Below are 15,739 nucleotides of genomic sequence, written 5' to 3'. Positions count from 1 at the left end.
ATGCCCTGGGCATGTAGATTTTGCAAGCCGTCGCCTGCGGTTTTCTCCATTCAAGCGGGGCAGGGCGCGCGCTGCCGACGCCGTCAGGGCGTGGTCTGGACCTTGCACCGCCTTCCCTTGTCTCCTACTTAATCTCCCATTAAGACTCGATAGATGAGCGCACCATGGCAGCCCGCGAAGATGCATCAACACGTAACAGCCAGCCGGAACAGGACGAACCCGATCATGTCGTCGAGATCCTCGCAGTGAAGGTCTCGGGCGAGGGCAATGGCCTGGTGGACGACGAAAACTCGGGTCACGCACTGCGGCCGGACGACCCGTCGCCGGGCAAGACCGCCAACGAGCGCAGCGCCGGCGAAGGCGACGAGGACGCGACCAGCCAGTAAACGCCGCGCACCCAGACCGCCAGACATTGGATACAACAGCTTACAAAGACACCTGCGACCGGGTCAACGGACCGCACGGCGCGCCGTTAGTATCGGCATCCACGCAGCAACCCGAGCAAAGGTGCTCTACATGTCCAGGTTCCTCATCGCCAGTCTGATCGGTCTTTCCGCCCTCACGGCTTCTGCCGCCGCCGAGGCGCACGTCAATTTCGACATCGGCATCGGCGTGCCGGCGTACGTGGCCGCACCCCCGCCGGCGCCGGTCTACTACCAACCCGCGCCTGTCTACGTGGCGCCGCGGCCGGTGGTGGTCGAGCCGCGACCCGTGGTGGTAGCCCCCGGTTACTACGAGGGCTACCGCGAACAGCGCTGGCGCGAGCGTGAATGGCGCCGTGAGCAACGCTGGCGCGAACACGAATGGCACCGCGAGCAGCGCTGGCGCGAAGACTACTGATTCCAGCGACCGCCCAGGCGCCCGCCTCCCGGCTTCTCCGAAGCGCGCGGGCGCCCGCCATCCCTCCTGCCTGGCCTGACCGATTTCTACCGCGTCACATCCAGCACCCATCCCGGCTCAAGATGATCGGGATCGTCCGCCAGCCCGTACTGCGGATTCAGGTTCACCAGTTCCCGCAACGCGAAATTGCCGACCTGTTCGTCGTGCGTCATCGGCGCCTCCCGGGCGGCAACCGTCTGTTCGTCGGACTGCAGCGTTTCCAGATACGTCCGCGCAATGCCCCATAGCGTGGCGTCATCGACCGTGGCCGCCGAATACGGCTCGACCGTAACCCGCTCGTCACGCGGTGCGCGCGCCCGGGGCGTGGTGGCGGGGAATGTCCCGGCTCCGTCTGCGGCGGCTGCGTTGCCACAAGGGCGCTCGGTGTCGTGGTCGGTGCGGTCGTCGGTGCCGTCGTCGGCGCTGGCTCAGGTGTAGAGGAGATTGTCGGATCGGGCGTCGACATCGGCGCAGGCCTGCCCGCGCCATCCTTCTCGTCCTTGGTCAGTTCCATCACGATCTTCGTGACGAAGTTCGCGATCACGCCCCCGCCCAGCAGGACTAGCCCGAACGGCATGACCTTGCCGTAGAACTTCCACTTGCGATCCTCGCCCGCGAAATCAACCGGCGCTTCGTTCCGTGCCAGGCGCAGCGCGTTCTTATCATTGAGCAAGTTCAGGTGGGCGCCCGTGCCGAACACCAGCAGGCTGGCGGCCTCGAACGCGCCCACCGCGCCGCCCTGGTGGTCCTGTCGTATCGCTAAGGCGCGCGCACCCCCTCAAACAAGGGGACATACAGTCATTCCAGTCATTGCAGTCGCGGCATTTGCAGATTTAACAGTCCGTTAAGCCTGAGTCGGCAAAAAGGTAAAAATACAGCGGCAACACCGCCTAACGTTACGTAACGCGTAACGTCGCAGTACCGGAAGTCCGCAGCATAGTGCGGCTTTCAGCGTCGCCGCATGGCTGGAACGGAACTTGCGCCGCAGTCGCTTCCAAACATAGAAGAACAGGGGAGCGACACCATGAAGGCTGCTGTTGTGGAATCCCGGCCGCTGATCGGCCTCGGGATCCAGCAGGTGCTGTACCGCATCCAGGACATCAATGATTCGTATCTGATGTCGCCCCGCCCCGTGCCTGGCCTGACGCTGGACGGCATCGATCTGCTGATCGTGGGAGACCTGCTGCGGGGCTACGACACGGCCATGCTGGAACTGCTGCGCACCGCAACGGATGTGCGCGGCGTGCTGTATCTAAGCGCCGGGGGCACGGTGCAATGGATGCCACCGCGAGCTATCTCGCCGTTGCTGTCGTGGCTACCCGAAAATGCCACCCTCGCAGCCATCGATGGCACGCTGCGCAATATGATCGGCGCCATGCGGCGAGGTTGCTGCACCGGCGCGCCTTACGAGGATGCGCGGCCACACCTCGCCCAGACCACGCCCGCGACTGGCGGCGATGCCGCGATCGTGTTGCCGATGCCCATCTCGGCGCTTCCGCCCGGTACGGCTCAGCCGAAGTTCGCGACCGAGGCCCAGTTGCTGAGCCTAACGCAGCGCCAGTACGATGTGCTGGTGCTGCTGTCCAAGGGCATGTCGATCAAGCTGATCAGCCGCCGCCTGCATATCTCCGTGCCGACGGTGAAGAGCCACACGCTGCAGATCTACCGCCGGCTCGCGGCCAACAACAAGACCGAGGCCGTCTTCGTGGCACGCGAGCGTGGCGCACTGCTGACGTCGATCTCGGCGGCGGCCGAAGCCGCCTGACACGATCGGACGTACAGCGTCGGACGTACGGCGCCGAACGTACAGCGCTGAACCCTCAGGGCCGCTGCGAGAACGTACGCTCGAATACCGATTCGGCGATGCGGTTCTTCAGGATCTCGATCGAACCGCCGGCAATCATCCAGCCCCGGCAGCGCCGCTGGCAGTATTCGACCAGTTCTTCCTGGCTGTAGCCCATACCGCCCATCACCTGCAGGGCCTCGTTGGCGATGTCGAAGCCGGCCTGGTTGCAGAATGCCTTGGCGATGGCCGTTTCCTCCGCCGACGGCAGGCCGCTGTCGGCGTTGCTGGCGGCACGGTACAGCAGCAGCTGCCCGGCATCGAGCTTCATCTTCATCTCGGCGAACTTCCACTGCAGACCCTGGAACTCGCACAGAAGGCGGCCAAACTGCTTGCGCTGCAGCGCCCACTGGCGCGCCACCTCGTACGCGTAGCGGCCCAGCGCCAGCGAGCGCGCCGTGTTGCCCATGCGTTCGACGTTGAAGCCGGCGATCTGCTTCTTGAAGCCGCCCTCGCCCAGTAGCACGTCTTCGGGCGCCACGTAGACGTCCTCGAAATAGATCTGCGCCCATTCCTCGCCCGACATGAAGCGCGATTTCTGGCCGATGCGCACGCCGGCCGCCTTCGTGTCGATCAGCACCGACCCGATACCACCCACGCCGGGGCCGAAGCGCACGTAGGCCAGGATCACGTCGGCATGCGGGCCGTGCGTGGTGAATATCTTGGTGCCGTTGATGCGGAACCCTTCGCCGTCGGGCGTGGCACTGGTCTTCAGTTCGGTCACGGCCGAGCCGGCCTCCGGCTCGGTCATGCCCACCGAGATCAGCGTCTCACCGCGCAGCAGCAGGGCCAGCCAACGCGCTTTCTGCTCGGCCGACCCGTACTCGGCCAGCACGCGAATCGCGCCGAAGTTGCCGGCCTGCACCACGTCCGCGCTGCGCGGGCAGTGCGCGGCCACGGCCTGGATGGCGATCACGGCGTCCATCAGCGAGCCGCCCTGGCCGCCATCGGCCTCGGCGATCGTGATACCAAGCAGGCCCTGCCCGGCCATCTTTTTCGCCACATCCCACGGATACGCGTCGGTGTGGGCGCGCTCGCGGGCGCCGGGGCGCAGTTCCTTTTCCGCGAAGCGGCTGACGGCGTCCTGGAATTCCTGCTGTTCGGGGGTGAGCTTGAAATGCATGATGTCTCCGGAATCTCTTCGGTATCGGGTGTCTGGTATGGGGTATCGGGTGCGGATGTCAGTGTTGCGGGTCGGCCAGCCGCAGCACGCAGTCGACCCCAACCACGCCGCTGGCACGCACGAACAATGGATTGATCTCGGCCTCGGCCACGGTCGGGCCCTGCACGGCCGCAAGGCGCGAGAAGCGCACGATGGCATCGGCCAGCGCATCGACATCGCCGCGCGGCAGGCCGCGGAAGCCGCGCACCAGCCGGGTGGAACGCACCTCGTCAATCATCTGTCGTGCCTCGGCAGGGCTAACCGGCGCCGGGCGCAGGCTCACGTCGCGATGCAGTTCCGCCGTGATACCGCCCGCGCTGAGCATCACCATCGGACCCACCAGCGGATCGTGGCGATAGCCGAGCATCAGCTCCAGCAGCCGGTCTTCCATGCGCTGCACCAGGATGCCGTCGATGCGCGCGTCCGGCGCCTCCTGGCGGGCGTTCGCCATCAGCCGTTCGGCGACGGCGGCCAGTTCGGCGTTATCGCGCACGCCCACCTGCACGCCGCCAATCTCGGTCTTGTGCAGAATGTCGCGCGAGCAGATCTTGGCCACCACGGGGTACGGCACCGCGTGGCCCAGCGACGGCGGGCTGACCAGCGCGGCAGGGGCAATCGGCACGCCCAGCGCCGCGAAGACGGCACCGGCTTCCAGTTCGCTCAGGTCGCCGTGCGTGGGCAGACCTTCGGGCCATGCCAGCGGCGGGACGCCGGCGTCAGCATCGTCAGCGTCGGCGGCCTGGGCACCCCGGGCAGCGCGGAACAGGCACGACAGCGCATCGGCACAGCTCTCCGGCGTGCGGAATGCCGGTACGCCGGCTGACTGCAGTACCTGCAGCGACTGCGTGGCCTCGGGCGCCAAGAACGCCAGCAGCGGTTTGCCGCCGATGGCCGAAGCCTCGACGATGGGCTTGATGGCCAGTTGCGGATGAAACTGCGCCGACGACCCCGCCACGCACAGCACGGCGTCGCACCAGTCGCTCTGCAGCATCTGCTCCACCAGGTCGCGGTATTGCGCGCTGGTGGCCGCCAACGTCAGGTCGATGATGGGGGTCTGGCGGATCTTTACGCCACGGGCGGCCATGTGCGCGACGAACGCGTCGGGGGGCGGCACCGCATCGACGCCGGCCAGGCCGAGCCGGTCCACCACGGTGGCCGCGCCGCCGCCGGTGGTGGTCACCACGGCCACGCGTGGCGCACGATCCAGCGCCGGCACCGAGCGCGCATGGCGGCTGGCCAGCGGCGCGGCTTCAAACAACGTTTCCAGCATCTCCACGCGCATGGCGCCGTGCTTGCGCAGGAAGGCATCCACCGCCGCATCGTTGCCGGCCAGCGCGCCCGTGTGCGACTGGGCCAGCGCCTCGCCCTGTGCCGAGCGGCCCAGCTTGTACACCAGCACCGGTTTGCCTGCGGCACGTGCGCGCCGCAGCGCCGGGCCCAGCACGGCGGCATCGCGGATGGTTTCCAGAAACAGCAGGATGACCTGTGTGGCGTCATCGTCCACCAGCAGGTCCACCAGTTCACCCACGCCAACGTCGGCCTCGTTGCCGACCGACACCAGCTTGGCAAAGCCCATGCCCCGTGCCGCACCGCGCGACAGCAGCGCACCCAGCATCGACCCGCTCTGCGATACCACGCTCACCGCGCCGGGCCGCAGTTCATCCATCTCCAGCACCGCGTTGACCGACAGGATGGCCCCGCTATGCACATCCACCACGCCGATGCTGTTGGGCCCCAGCAGTCGCACGCCAAGCTGCCTGGCCTGATCGGCCAGCGCCTGCTGGGCCGCCATGCCCGCCTCGCCCAGTTCGGCAAAGCCATCGGAGAACACCGTCACCACGCGCGCACCACGCGCGGCGCTTTGCGCCAGCGCCTCGGCCACATGGGCGCCGGGCACCATCACGAAGGCGTGATCGATGGCCTCGGGCAGCGCCTCCACGCTGGGGTACGCCGGCAGGCCCATGACTTCGGTCCGCCCCGCGTTCACCGGCAGGATGCGGCCCTTGTAGCCGTGCTTGCGCATGAAGCGCAGCGGGCGTGCCGTGTTTTTCTTCTCGTCGGCCGATGCACCCACCAGCGCCACGGCGCCGGGCGTGAACAGCGCGCGGGCCAGCGCCTTGCCGGTAGCGCCCACGGCGGCGGCAATTTCCTTGTCGACTCTCGTCATGACTGCAGTGTTCCTTTGAGTGATGGGGGTGCGGCTCAACGTGCGCGCAGGGCGCCAAGGCCAAGCTGGCGCACCGGGCGCGCATCGAGTTGCCACAGCGCGTCCAGCAGGCTGGCGGCCTTGTCCTGGCCCAGCATGGGGCCGCCCAGTTCCATGAACTTGTCGGTCAGCATCGCGTCGTCGAGCGGGGCTTCCGGATCGCCCACGCGGTATGGCTGGAAGTGCGCGTGGCGCGTGCCGTTGGCCATCTCGATCTCGACCCGCGCGGCCCGCTGGCGTGGGAAGGCGGCCGTCAGTTCGGCGTCGGCGGTCAGCGTGATGCGCGTCATCAACGCGCGAATCGCGGTATCGCCAAGGCGCTCGGGCTCGAAAGCATCGAGCCGCACGGCACCATGCAGGATGCCGTGGGCCACCACGTAAGGCAGGCTGAAGCGCGCCTCGAACGGCGTGGTGGGGTTGAAATTGCCGGTCACGTCGAGCGCCACCTGGTAGGCGTTCACGCGCACGGCCGCAATGCGGGAGGGGTCGAGCGCGTGATCGCGCACCAGCCGCATGGCGGCGTCGATGGCGGCGAAGGTGTGGCCGCAGCAGCCATGGTTCTTCTGCGTGATGCGCGTGACGTTGTAGTCGGTGCCCAGGCCGGCCGTGGCAATCGCCCAGTCCGGGCTGCCGCACAGCGCCGCGCCAAAGCCGGCATCGCCTTCGAGGATGTCGCGCACGCCAGTCACGCCGTGCGCGGCGCCCTGCGCCGCCAGCACGCCGGTCTGCGCCGCGTGCCCGGCGTGCAGCGCCTTGGTCATCGCATCCGACCGGAATGCCTGCTGCAGCCCCGACGCAAAAGTGGTGGCCGTTGCCATGGCGTGGGCCGCCACGTCGGCATTGCCCGGCGCCAGCAGCACGGCACCCGCCGCGGCCGCGCCAATGCAGCCGACGGTGCCGGTGGTATGGAAGAAGCGGTAGTGCGCAGGCTGGATCGCCGCGCCGATGCGCGTGGATACCTCGTAGCCCGCCACCACGGCGCGCAGCAGGTCGGTGCCGCTGGCATTGCGGTCTTCGGCCAGCGCCAGCGCGGCGGCAATGGTCGGGCACCCCGGGTGGTAGACCGCATCACGAAAGATGTCGTCGAACTCGGCGGCGTGCGACGCGCTGCCGTTGATCCACGCGGCCAGCCCCGGGAATGCGATGGCACCATGGCCCAGCACGGTGCTGTGGCCGACGCCAAGTTCCTCGCGATGAGCGGCCACGAGCTGGCGGCCCGGCGCCATCGGCACGCCGGCCAGCAGCGCGGCAAACCAGTCGATCACCACGCGCCGGGCATGGTGCTGTACGTCGTCGGGCAGGGGCGCATGGGCCTGGTTGCCGACATAGGCGGCAAAGTGGTGGATCAGCATGCCGGTTGTCTCCTCTGGAATGACTCCCATGGTAAGAACCGCGGCCCGCCCAGCTTTGACATTTGGTGAAAGCTCCCAAGCCGGCACGCGTATCCCGGCGTTTGCGGGCTGGTGCATACTCTGCGCACGCCATCGTCGGCCCAGCCTTTCCATTTGGAGCACGCTCAACCCATGGACATGGACATTCCTTCGCTTGCCATCCTGATTGCCGCCGTGGAAGAGAAGAGCCTGTCACGCGCGGCCGAGCGCGAGAACCTGGTGACGTCGGCGGCCAGCAAGCGGATTGCCGAACTGGAACGGCGCGCGGGCACGGCGCTGCTGCGCCGTCATGGACGTGGCGTAGAGCCCACGCCGGCGGGCGCCATGCTCTACCAGCGTGCCAAGGCCATCGTGCGCAGCGTGCAACTGGCGCAGGATGCGCTGGCGGCCTACTCGCTCGACGGCATCGCCAAGATCCGGCTGGCGTCGAACCGTTCGACGATCCTGCAGTTCCTGCCGGCCGACATCAGTGGCTTCCAGAAGCACGACCCCGACGCCCGCATCGACCTGGTGGAAGCGTTCAGCTTCGACATTCCGCGCATGGTGTCCAACGGCGACGCCGATATCGGCATCTATCACGCGCGCAGCCCCAGCCCCGGCGTGCATTCGCTGCCATACCGCAAGGACCGCGTGGGGCTGGTGGTGCCGCGCGGGCATCCGCTGGAAGCCAAGGGCGCGCTGCATCTGGAAGAAGCGCTCGACTACGACTTCCTGGGCTACTTTCCGCGCCATACGTTCGATGCGTTCCTGACGCTGGCGTCGGGCACGCTGTCGCGCCCGCTGACCGTCAAGACCCAGGTATCGAACTTCGAGGCCCGCTGCCGCATGGTGCGCGAAGGGCTGGGCCTGGCCGTGGTGCCCGAGGGCATTGCGCGCAACTACCTCCAGATGATGGGCCTGTCGATGCTGACGCTCAAGGACGCCTGGGCCGAGCGGGAGTTCTACGTCTGCGTGCGCGACCGCGACAGTCTGCCGTCCGGCGTGGGCCGGCTGCTGGAATACCTGAGCCGATGCGCCGCGATGGAGCAGCATTTCCTCAAGCCGCGCTGAAGCCCGGCTGACATCCCACCGGCATCGCGCCGAAGCCCCACCGAGAACGCAGCGTTTCTGTTTCGTCAAAGCTCCGTGCGGGCATCTTTCTAAGATGCTCTACAGGGCCGCCTTTTTCCCAGCGCGCCCACGACAAGAATCACACGGAGACAGCAATGAAAGACTTCCTGCGGCGCTCGGCCGCCGGCGTGCTGCTTTTTTGCGCCGCAACAGCCCACGCCCAGCAACCCTATCCGTCCAAGCCGATCCGGGTGGTCGTGGCGTTCACCGCCGGCGGCACCACCGACATCCTGGCCCGCGAAGTGGCCCAGCAGATAGGCAAGGCGCTGGGCCAGAGCGTGGTGGTGGAGAATCGCCCCGGCGCCGGCGGCAATATCGGCACCGACTACGTGGGCCGCAGCGATGCCGACGGCTATACGCTGCTGGCCACGTCCGTGGGCCCCGTGGCCATCAATCCCACGCTGTACAGCCGACTCAAGGTGAACCCGCAGACCGATCTGCAGCCGGTGGCGCCCATTGCGGATGTGCCCAACGTCATGGTGGTGAGCCCCAACGTGCCCGCAAAGACGGTGCAGGAATTCATCGCCTACGCCCGCGCGCATCCGACCCAGCTCAATTTCGGCTCCACGGGGGTGGGCACGGCCGCGCACCTGTCCGGCGTGCTGTTCAACGAACGCACGGGCGCCAAGACCACGCACGTGCCGTACAAGGGCGCAGATGCGCTGAACGACCTGCTGGCTGGCCGCGTGCAGTTCATGTTCGCCACGGTGCCGTCGGTGATCTCGCATATCCGTGGCGGCCAACTGCGCGCGCTGGCGGTCACGTCGCGCAAGCGGTCGTCGGCGCTGCCCGATGTGCCGACGATGGCCGAGGCTGGCGTGCAGAACCTGGTCACGGGCGCCTGGTTTGGCCTGTTCGCGCCGAAGAACACGCCGCCCGAGATCGTCGCCAAGCTGAACAAGGTGGTGACCGATGCGCTGGCCCAGCCCGACATGCGCAGCAAGCTCGCGCAGCAAGGGGCCGAGGCCATGAACCTGGCGCCGGACGCGTTCGGCAAGTTCGTGGTGGCCGAATACCAGGCCTGGAAGCCTGTGGTGGTCAGCTCCGGGGCACGCATCGACTGACCGGCGCGCCGCTGTGTCATGATGGCGGCCATCCCCACTCCGGTGTCTCCATCATGACCACAGCCCTGATCGTCATCGATGTCCAGCAGGGACTTTGCGAAGGCGACGAAGCCTGCGTCGACGCGCAGGCCACGATCGAACGGATCAACCACGTGTCCGCCGCTGCCCGCAAGGCCAGTGTGCCGGTGATCTTCGTGCAGCATGAATCGAAGTCCGACTACCTGCGGTTCGGCTCCGACCGCTGGCAGCTTGCCAGCGGCCTCGATGTGGGCGATGCCGACGCGCGCGTGCGCAAGACCACGCCCGATTCGTTCCACCGTACCGACCTGGCCGAAGTGCTACAGGCACGCGGGGTGTCGGCGCTGGTGATCTGCGGCATGCAGACCGACTTCTGCGTGGATACCACCACGCGCCGCGCGCTGGCGCTGGGGTATCCGGTCACGCTGGTGGCCGACGGCCACACCACCGTGGGCAACTCCGCCTTGTCGGCCGCGCAGATCGTCCGGCATCACAACGTGACGCTGTCCAATATCGAGAGCTTCGGGCCGCGCGTTACGCCGATGGCCGCCGCCGACATCTCTTTCGCTGCATAGCACCACCGGGCCTGCCCTGCAGCACGCCAGCTCCGGCATCGGTGCGGCTATCGCACATTGCATCGCAAACCCGGGGCTGACCCTGACTTCGGTTGCAGATTTCCTCACCGATAATCCGCGAAGCCGGGCTCTGCCCGGCCATAGAGCCCCGGGGCGTTGCCATCGGGCGCGGAAGAATATCAGTGAAGGAGATGTAGTGCGTATCAAGCATCAAGCCGCACGCGTGGCGTGCGGGATGGCCGTTGCCATCGCCACCATTTTCACCGCGCACAGCGCCCTGGCCGCCGATGCCTGGCCGACCAAGCCGATCAAGGTCATCGTGCCCTACACGCCGGGCGGTTCCACCGACACCGTGTCGCGCGTGATCTTCGAGCGCGTGTCGCAGAGCCTGGGCCAGCCGATCATCATCGAGAACAAGCCCGGCGCCAACAGCACGCTGGGCGTAGGCGTGGCCGCGCGGTCGGCGCCCGACGGCTACACCTTCGTGTCGGTGCTGGCCGCGTACAGCGCCAACATGTCGCTGTATTCCAAGCTCAGCTACAAGCCGTCGGACCTGACGCCGGTGGCGGAAATGGCCGAGCTGCCGCTGTTCCTGTTCGCCAGCAAGAAGGTGCCGGTCAAGACCGTGGCCGAACTGGTGGACTACGGCAAGAAGCACCCCGACACGCTGACGTTCGGCTCCAGCGGCGTCGGCAGCTCGGCGCACCTGACCGGCGAACGATTGGCCATGGAGTCGAAGGTCAAGATGACGCACGTGCCGTACAACGGCAGTGCGCCGATCCTGCCGGCGCTGGTCTCCGGCGAAGTATCGGTGGCCTTCGACCCGCTGCTGGTGCCGATGCCCCACGTCAAGTCGGGCAAGATCAACGTGCTGGCCGTGGCATCGGCCAAGCGCTGGCCCGGCGAGCCGAACATCCCGACGATGGAGGAATCGGGCTTCCCGGGCTTCGTGATGAGTTCCTGGACGGGCCTGCTGGCGCCGGCCGGCACGCCGCAGCCGGTGATCGACCGCATGGCCAAGGAAATCGCCGCCGCCACGCGTAGCGCCGATGTGGCCAGGAAGCTCACCGAACTCGGCTTTATCCCGGTGGGCAGCACGCCGGACGAGTTCCGCAAGCTGATCGAGCGCGATACCACGCGCTACGGGCAAATCGTGAAGGCGGGGAAGATCACGCTGGATTGATCGGATTTGGCTCGTTGGTTTGCTCCTCTCTCCCACAAGGGAGGAGAGAGGAGCAAACCAACGGCGATGTTGCTACCCCTGCCGCCGCTTCCACTCCGCATACAGATCCGCCTCGCCCTCTAGCCGCACGGGCAGGTACTGGATCTTCATCGACTGTTCGGCGAACGGTTTGGCCAGATCCGCGTAGATGGCCGCCGTCGACAGGCCGAACGGCTCGCCATCGTCGTTCGAGTAGGCGTACGCCACTTCGGTCACGCCCGCCAGCCGCATCGCCGCCATGCACATCGGGCACGGGTGACCACTGGCATACACGGCGCAGCCGGCCAGGCTGGGCGTGCCCAGCTTGTGGCTGGCGGCGCGAATCGCGTTCAGTTCGGCGTGCGACGTGGGGTCGTTGGTCTTGTGGATCTCGTTCACGGCAGTCATCAGGACTTCGCCGTCACGGACGATCACCGCGCCGAACGGGCGCCCGCCCGCCTGCATGTTGGCTTGCGCCAGGCGGATGGCCTCGCGCAGGTACTGCTGTGCATTCGACGTATTCGACATGTCTGGTCTCCAGAAAACGCAGGGGCCGATGATAACCGCCAGCAGGCTGTACTAATCTCATAAATGGCGCGCTTCACCGGCTGGAAGCCGCCCGGATGCCAGGGATACCTGCCTCAGCCGTGATCGTCGGGAGCGGGGGGACGCCATGTCTCGCTTTGTTGCCTGTGCGGTTGCCATGCTTGCCACGCTGGGCTCGGCCCTGGCGGCCGAATCTCAGCCGGGGGCGCTGACCATCACCTTTATCCATCCCGAGACCTACCAGGACGCGTCGAAGTCCTATGGCTACGGCAGCGATCCGCAGGTGCTCGACGCAATCCGCCAGCACCTGCAGAAGCTGGCCGTCCGCGAACTGCCCGCCGGCTACTCGCTGTCGATCGAGATCCTGGACATCGACCTGGTCGGCTATGCGGACTGGCGCTACCAGGGCAATGTGCGCGTGATCCGCGATGCCACCTGGCCGCGCATGACACTGCGCTACGCGCTCATGCATGGCGACGAGACCATCGCCAGCAGCCAGGAGCGCATCAACAACATGAACTTCAACTGGGGCGTCAACCTGTACGGCTACGGCGATCCGCTGCGCTACGAAAAGGCGATGCTGGACGACTGGTTCGCGCGGGCCATCACGCGGCACGTGCACGGCTGAGTGCGCAGCCGGCGTGCCGCCCGGTGCTACTTGCGTGGCACGGCGGGCCGGCGCCGCTCGCCGATGACACCCTTGGCCGCCGCGCGCAGGATGCGCCGGAATGTCGGGCAAGCCATATGGCTGGACGCAGGACAGGCCGCGGCGTGACGCAGGCCGTCGCGCATCGCCACAAGCTGGCGGATGGTGCGATCGAGGTCGTCGGCTTTGTCGGCCAGCTTGCGCCGATCGATATGTACCTGGCCGTCGCGGGCCAGCATGCCGGCAATCTCGTCCAGCGAAAATCCCGCGGCACGCCCCAGCGCCACCAGCGCCAACCGGTCCAGCACGTCGGGGGCATACTGGCGGCGCAAGCCACGCCGCCCAGTGGACGCTATCAGGCCCTTTTCCTCGTAGTAGCGCAGCGCGGACGCCGGCACGCCCGATTGCCGCGCCACGTCTCCGATGTCGAGCGGATTCACCCTTGACCTCAAGTGGAGTTGAACTGGCACAGTGTAGCTTCCCTCCCCTGGAGAATCCGCGAGAACCGGACGATGAACGCCTATCCGCAGACCAACAGCGACCAGAGCACCCTCTGGAACGGCACCGGCGGCCGTGCCTGGGTCGTGAACCAGACCCTGCTGGACCACATGTTCCAGCCATTCGAGCCCATCCTGCTAGATGCCCTGCCTGCCGGTGACGGACATCGCCGCGTACTCGACGTCGGATGCGGCACCGGCGCCACTACGCTGGCCATGGCACAGCGCCTGGGCGGCCAGGGCGAGTGTGTCGGCGCCGACATTTCGGCCCCGATGCTGGACGTGGCGCGCGAACGCGCCGCCCGTCTTGGCGTGGCGGCAAGCTTTGTCCAGGCCGATGCGCAAACCCACGCGTTCGCGCCGGCCAGCTTCGACCACATCGCATCGCGCTTCGGTGTGATGTTCTTCGATGATCCCGTGGCGGCCTTCGCCAATCTGCGTCGTGCCGCGCGGCCGGGCGCGACGATGCGCGTCATCGCCTGGCGCAGCCAGGCCGAAAACGCGTTCATGACCACCGGCGAGCGTGCCGCCGCCCCGCTGCTGCCCGACCTGCCGGTGCGCCATCCCGGCGCCCCGGGGCAGTTCGCGTTTGCCGACCGGCAGCGCGTGGCGGCGATCCTGGCGCAGGCCGGATGGTCCGGCACCGACATTCGCCCCATCGACGTGCCGTGCGAGCTGCCCGAGCCCGACCTGGTCGACTACATCGGCTGGCTCGGTTCGGTGGGCCAGCGGCTGCTGACGGTCGACGAGACCACGCGCGCCAGGGTCATCCAGACCGTGCGCGCCGCCTTCGCGCCCTTCGTGCATGGCGACACGGCGCGCTTCACGGCCGCGTGCTGGCAGATCGACGCGCAGGCCCCAGACTGATGTTGCGGCGCCCTGCGGCGCGACTAGACTGGGTACATCATCGCGCGCACGACAGGGAGCCAGCCATGACCGCATCCACGGAACACCCGGTCAGTCATTCCACGCTGGCGTTCGGACGCATTTATGCCGATGACGCGGGCGAATCACACTTTGGAGCGTTGTCTTTCGACATGGCCGAGCGAAGCTTCGCCCCGCCGGCGCCGCCGTTCTGGGTGTCGCGCATGGACGAGGCCGTGCGGCAGGGCTTTCTGGTGGTGCCCACGGGTTGGGTGGGCGACCTGCACCCCGCGCCCGTCCGCATGTGGATATTCCTGCTCGATGGCGAGATGACGTTCGAGGCGTCCGACGGCGAATGCCGGTCGCTGGTGCCGGGCAGCGCGCTGTTGCTCGACGATACGCGCGGCAAGGGCCATCGCAGCTGGGTGATCGGCGGCAATATCGCCACGCTCGCCATGGTGGAGATGCCGGTACTCGGCCGCTAGGCGCAACGGATGCCCTCCGACACCAGCCAGGATCCACAGCGGGGCGGCGCCTCGCCCCCTGCTTCGCCAGCGCAGGCACCGCCACCGTTGCCACCGCCCGCGCCGCCGCCCAGCGTGCCGTCGGGCTTCCGGCAGGGCATCATCACGGCCATTACCGTGCTGCTCGGGTTTTCGCTGGCATTCTGGCGATTCTGGGGTTTTGAGAGCCCGGGGTACTGGAGCCGGGGTTCGCTCGCGGCGGCCGTGTGCCTGATCGTGGCCGTGGCGCTGCAGATCCTTGCGTTATTCCGCGCGCTGCGCGTGGAAGACGACAGCATTCCCGAGTATCGCAAGACCGTGCGCTGGTTCATTGCCTCGGCCATCGCACTGCTGGCCGGCCTGACCATCGCGATGCTGGACGCGGCGCTGATCGAGCAGGTGGACTGACGGCGCTGTCTACCGATGCAATAGCGCCGGTGCATACGTCTTCACGAAGAACGCCAGCGTGATGCACGACGTGGCCAGCAGCGTACCGGCCCGCACCACGCGCGGCGGCGTCATGCGGCCGAGCAGCGCGCCGCCGTATCCGCCCAGGATGGCGCCAATCAGCATCGCCACCGTCTCCGGCCAGCGCACGGCGTTCGCCACGATGAACGCGATCACCGCCACGGCATTGGCCGCGCTCACCATCAGCGTGCGCGGCGCATTCAGGTTCTTGAGGTCGCGGCTGTCCAGCAGGCCCCACATGGCGATCATCATGATGCCGACCGCGCCGCCGAAATAGCCGCCGTAGACGCCCAGCCCGAACTGCACCGCCAGCACCGCATGGGCATGGATACGCCAGCGCGCGCGCAGCACCTCGCCCAGTTGCCGCCCGAACGCCAGCGCGATGCAGGCAATCAGCAGCAGCCATGGCAGCACGAACGTGAACGCCGCCGACGATGTGCGCAGCAGCAGCATCGCCCCGACAAACCCGCCGCACAGCGTGGCCATCAGCAATGTCCGCAGCGACACCTCGCCCACCGGCCCCAGCCCGTCGCGATAGGCCCAGGCGCTGGCCAGGCCGCCGGGAAACAGCGCGACCGTGCTCGATGTGTTCGCCTGAACCGGTGGCACACCGGCGGCAATCATGGCGGGCAGGCTGACGAACGAGCCGCCGCCCGCCAGCGCATTCATTGCACCGGCGACAAATCCCGCGCCGAAAACCAGAAGAATTGGGTCCATGGAGCGAATGCTAGCCATCGGGCCGGGCACCCGCAATCTGGCTTTTCCG

The 15,739-nt window shown here is 67.4% G+C and carries 19 protein-coding genes; 11 read left to right on the top strand and 8 right to left on the bottom strand.

What is annotated here, in order from left to right; translation table 11 throughout:
- The first annotated feature begins 164 nt into the window (after positions 1-164).
- Both CYJ10_RS22765 and CYJ10_RS22760 read left to right on the top strand, forming a co-directional pair.
- Positions 165-386, top strand: coding sequence for a hypothetical protein (locus CYJ10_RS22765; RefSeq protein WP_101683716.1), 222 nt, complete (start codon positions 165-167; stop codon positions 384-386).
- Between the two features lie 130 nt (positions 387-516).
- Positions 517-840, top strand: coding sequence for a hypothetical protein (locus CYJ10_RS22760; RefSeq protein ID WP_101683715.1), 324 nt, complete (start codon positions 517-519; stop codon positions 838-840).
- A gap of 86 nt (positions 841-926) precedes the next feature.
- Here CYJ10_RS22760 and CYJ10_RS22755 read toward each other — a convergent pair whose 3' ends face one another.
- Entirely contained in the window at positions 927-1,103 is a 177-nt protein-coding gene (locus CYJ10_RS22755; RefSeq protein ID WP_257993481.1) for an LWXIA domain-containing protein, read from the bottom strand.
- Entirely contained in the window at positions 1,049-1,609 is a 561-nt protein-coding gene (locus tag CYJ10_RS33875) for a hypothetical protein (protein WP_146002099.1), read from the bottom strand. Before CYJ10_RS33875 ends, CYJ10_RS22755 begins: the two co-directional genes overlap by 55 nt.
- 294 nt (positions 1,610-1,903) lie before the next feature.
- Here CYJ10_RS33875 and CYJ10_RS22750 point away from each other — a divergent pair, with 294 nt between their 5' ends.
- Positions 1,904-2,644, top strand: coding sequence for a helix-turn-helix transcriptional regulator (locus CYJ10_RS22750; RefSeq protein ID WP_101683713.1), 741 nt, complete (start codon positions 1,904-1,906; stop codon positions 2,642-2,644).
- A gap of 55 nt (positions 2,645-2,699) precedes the next feature.
- On the opposite strand, the gene CYJ10_RS22745 is transcribed toward CYJ10_RS22750, so the two are convergent.
- From CYJ10_RS22745 to CYJ10_RS22735, 3 genes are read right to left on the bottom strand one after another with little or no spacing between them, the layout of a single operon-like run.
- Entirely contained in the window at positions 2,700-3,845 is a 1,146-nt protein-coding gene (locus tag CYJ10_RS22745; protein WP_101683712.1) for an acyl-CoA dehydrogenase family protein, read from the bottom strand.
- 58 nt (positions 3,846-3,903) lie between these two features.
- Positions 3,904-6,051, bottom strand: coding sequence for an acetate--CoA ligase family protein (locus CYJ10_RS22740; RefSeq protein ID WP_101683711.1), 2,148 nt, complete (start codon positions 6,049-6,051; stop codon positions 3,904-3,906).
- 35 nt (positions 6,052-6,086) lie between these two features.
- On the bottom strand, positions 6,087-7,442 hold the full coding sequence (locus CYJ10_RS22735) for an MmgE/PrpD family protein (protein ID WP_101683710.1): 1,356 nt from the start codon (positions 7,440-7,442) through the stop codon (positions 6,087-6,089).
- A 177-nt stretch (positions 7,443-7,619) separates the two neighbouring features.
- Here CYJ10_RS22735 and CYJ10_RS22730 point away from each other — a divergent pair, with 177 nt between their 5' ends.
- The 4 genes from CYJ10_RS22730 (at position 7,620) to CYJ10_RS22715 (ending at position 11,431) form a co-directional block, all read left to right on the top strand.
- Entirely contained in the window at positions 7,620-8,531 is a 912-nt protein-coding gene (locus CYJ10_RS22730) for a LysR family transcriptional regulator (protein ID WP_101683789.1), read from the top strand.
- A 155-nt stretch (positions 8,532-8,686) separates the two neighbouring features.
- Complete coding sequence (locus CYJ10_RS22725; RefSeq protein WP_101683709.1) at positions 8,687-9,655, top strand: Bug family tripartite tricarboxylate transporter substrate binding protein; 969 nt, start codon at positions 8,687-8,689, stop codon at positions 9,653-9,655.
- A gap of 53 nt (positions 9,656-9,708) precedes the next feature.
- On the top strand, positions 9,709-10,248 hold the full coding sequence (locus CYJ10_RS22720; RefSeq protein WP_101683708.1) for a cysteine hydrolase family protein: 540 nt from the start codon (positions 9,709-9,711) through the stop codon (positions 10,246-10,248).
- Between the two features lie 196 nt (positions 10,249-10,444).
- Positions 10,445-11,431 carry a Bug family tripartite tricarboxylate transporter substrate binding protein gene (locus CYJ10_RS22715; protein WP_101683707.1) on the top strand — a complete coding sequence of 329 codons (987 nt, stop codon included), beginning with the start codon at positions 10,445-10,447 and terminating at the stop codon, positions 11,429-11,431.
- A gap of 72 nt (positions 11,432-11,503) precedes the next feature.
- On the opposite strand, the gene CYJ10_RS22710 is transcribed toward CYJ10_RS22715, so the two are convergent.
- Positions 11,504-11,977, bottom strand: coding sequence for a nucleoside deaminase (locus CYJ10_RS22710; RefSeq protein ID WP_101683706.1), 474 nt, complete (start codon positions 11,975-11,977; stop codon positions 11,504-11,506).
- 145 nt (positions 11,978-12,122) lie between these two features.
- On the opposite strand from CYJ10_RS22710, the gene CYJ10_RS22705 reads away from it, so the two are divergent.
- Positions 12,123-12,623, top strand: a complete 501-nt coding sequence (locus CYJ10_RS22705) for a DUF3016 domain-containing protein (protein WP_101683705.1) — start codon at positions 12,123-12,125, stop codon at positions 12,621-12,623.
- 26 nt (positions 12,624-12,649) lie between these two features.
- On the opposite strand, the gene CYJ10_RS22700 is transcribed toward CYJ10_RS22705, so the two are convergent.
- On the bottom strand, positions 12,650-13,081 hold the full coding sequence (locus CYJ10_RS22700; RefSeq protein WP_101683704.1) for a helix-turn-helix domain-containing protein: 432 nt from the start codon (positions 13,079-13,081) through the stop codon (positions 12,650-12,652).
- A 72-nt stretch (positions 13,082-13,153) separates the two neighbouring features.
- Here CYJ10_RS22700 and CYJ10_RS22695 point away from each other — a divergent pair, with 72 nt between their 5' ends.
- From CYJ10_RS22695 to CYJ10_RS22685, 3 genes are all read left to right on the top strand, one after another.
- The gene (locus tag CYJ10_RS22695) at positions 13,154-14,005 is read left to right on the top strand and encodes a class I SAM-dependent methyltransferase (RefSeq protein ID WP_101683703.1); all 852 of its coding nucleotides are present in this window, start codon (positions 13,154-13,156) and stop codon (positions 14,003-14,005) included.
- A gap of 65 nt (positions 14,006-14,070) precedes the next feature.
- Positions 14,071-14,487 carry a cupin gene (locus CYJ10_RS22690; protein ID WP_101683702.1) on the top strand — a complete coding sequence of 139 codons (417 nt, stop codon included), beginning with the start codon at positions 14,071-14,073 and terminating at the stop codon, positions 14,485-14,487.
- Between the two features lie 9 nt (positions 14,488-14,496).
- Entirely contained in the window at positions 14,497-14,913 is a 417-nt protein-coding gene (locus CYJ10_RS22685) for a hypothetical protein (RefSeq protein ID WP_257993468.1), read from the top strand.
- 9 nt (positions 14,914-14,922) lie between these two features.
- On the opposite strand, the gene CYJ10_RS22680 is transcribed toward CYJ10_RS22685, so the two are convergent.
- The gene (locus CYJ10_RS22680; RefSeq protein ID WP_101683788.1) at positions 14,923-15,690 is read right to left on the bottom strand and encodes a sulfite exporter TauE/SafE family protein; all 768 of its coding nucleotides are present in this window, start codon (positions 15,688-15,690) and stop codon (positions 14,923-14,925) included.
- Positions 15,691-15,739: the final 49 nt, after the last annotated feature.

The organism is Cupriavidus pauculus (assembly GCF_002858765.1).
Classification (GTDB): Bacteria; Pseudomonadota; Gammaproteobacteria; order Burkholderiales; family Burkholderiaceae; genus Cupriavidus; species Cupriavidus pauculus_B.
Note: the sequence above shows the minus strand (reverse complement) of the source record. Positions and strands in the feature narration are given on the sequence as shown.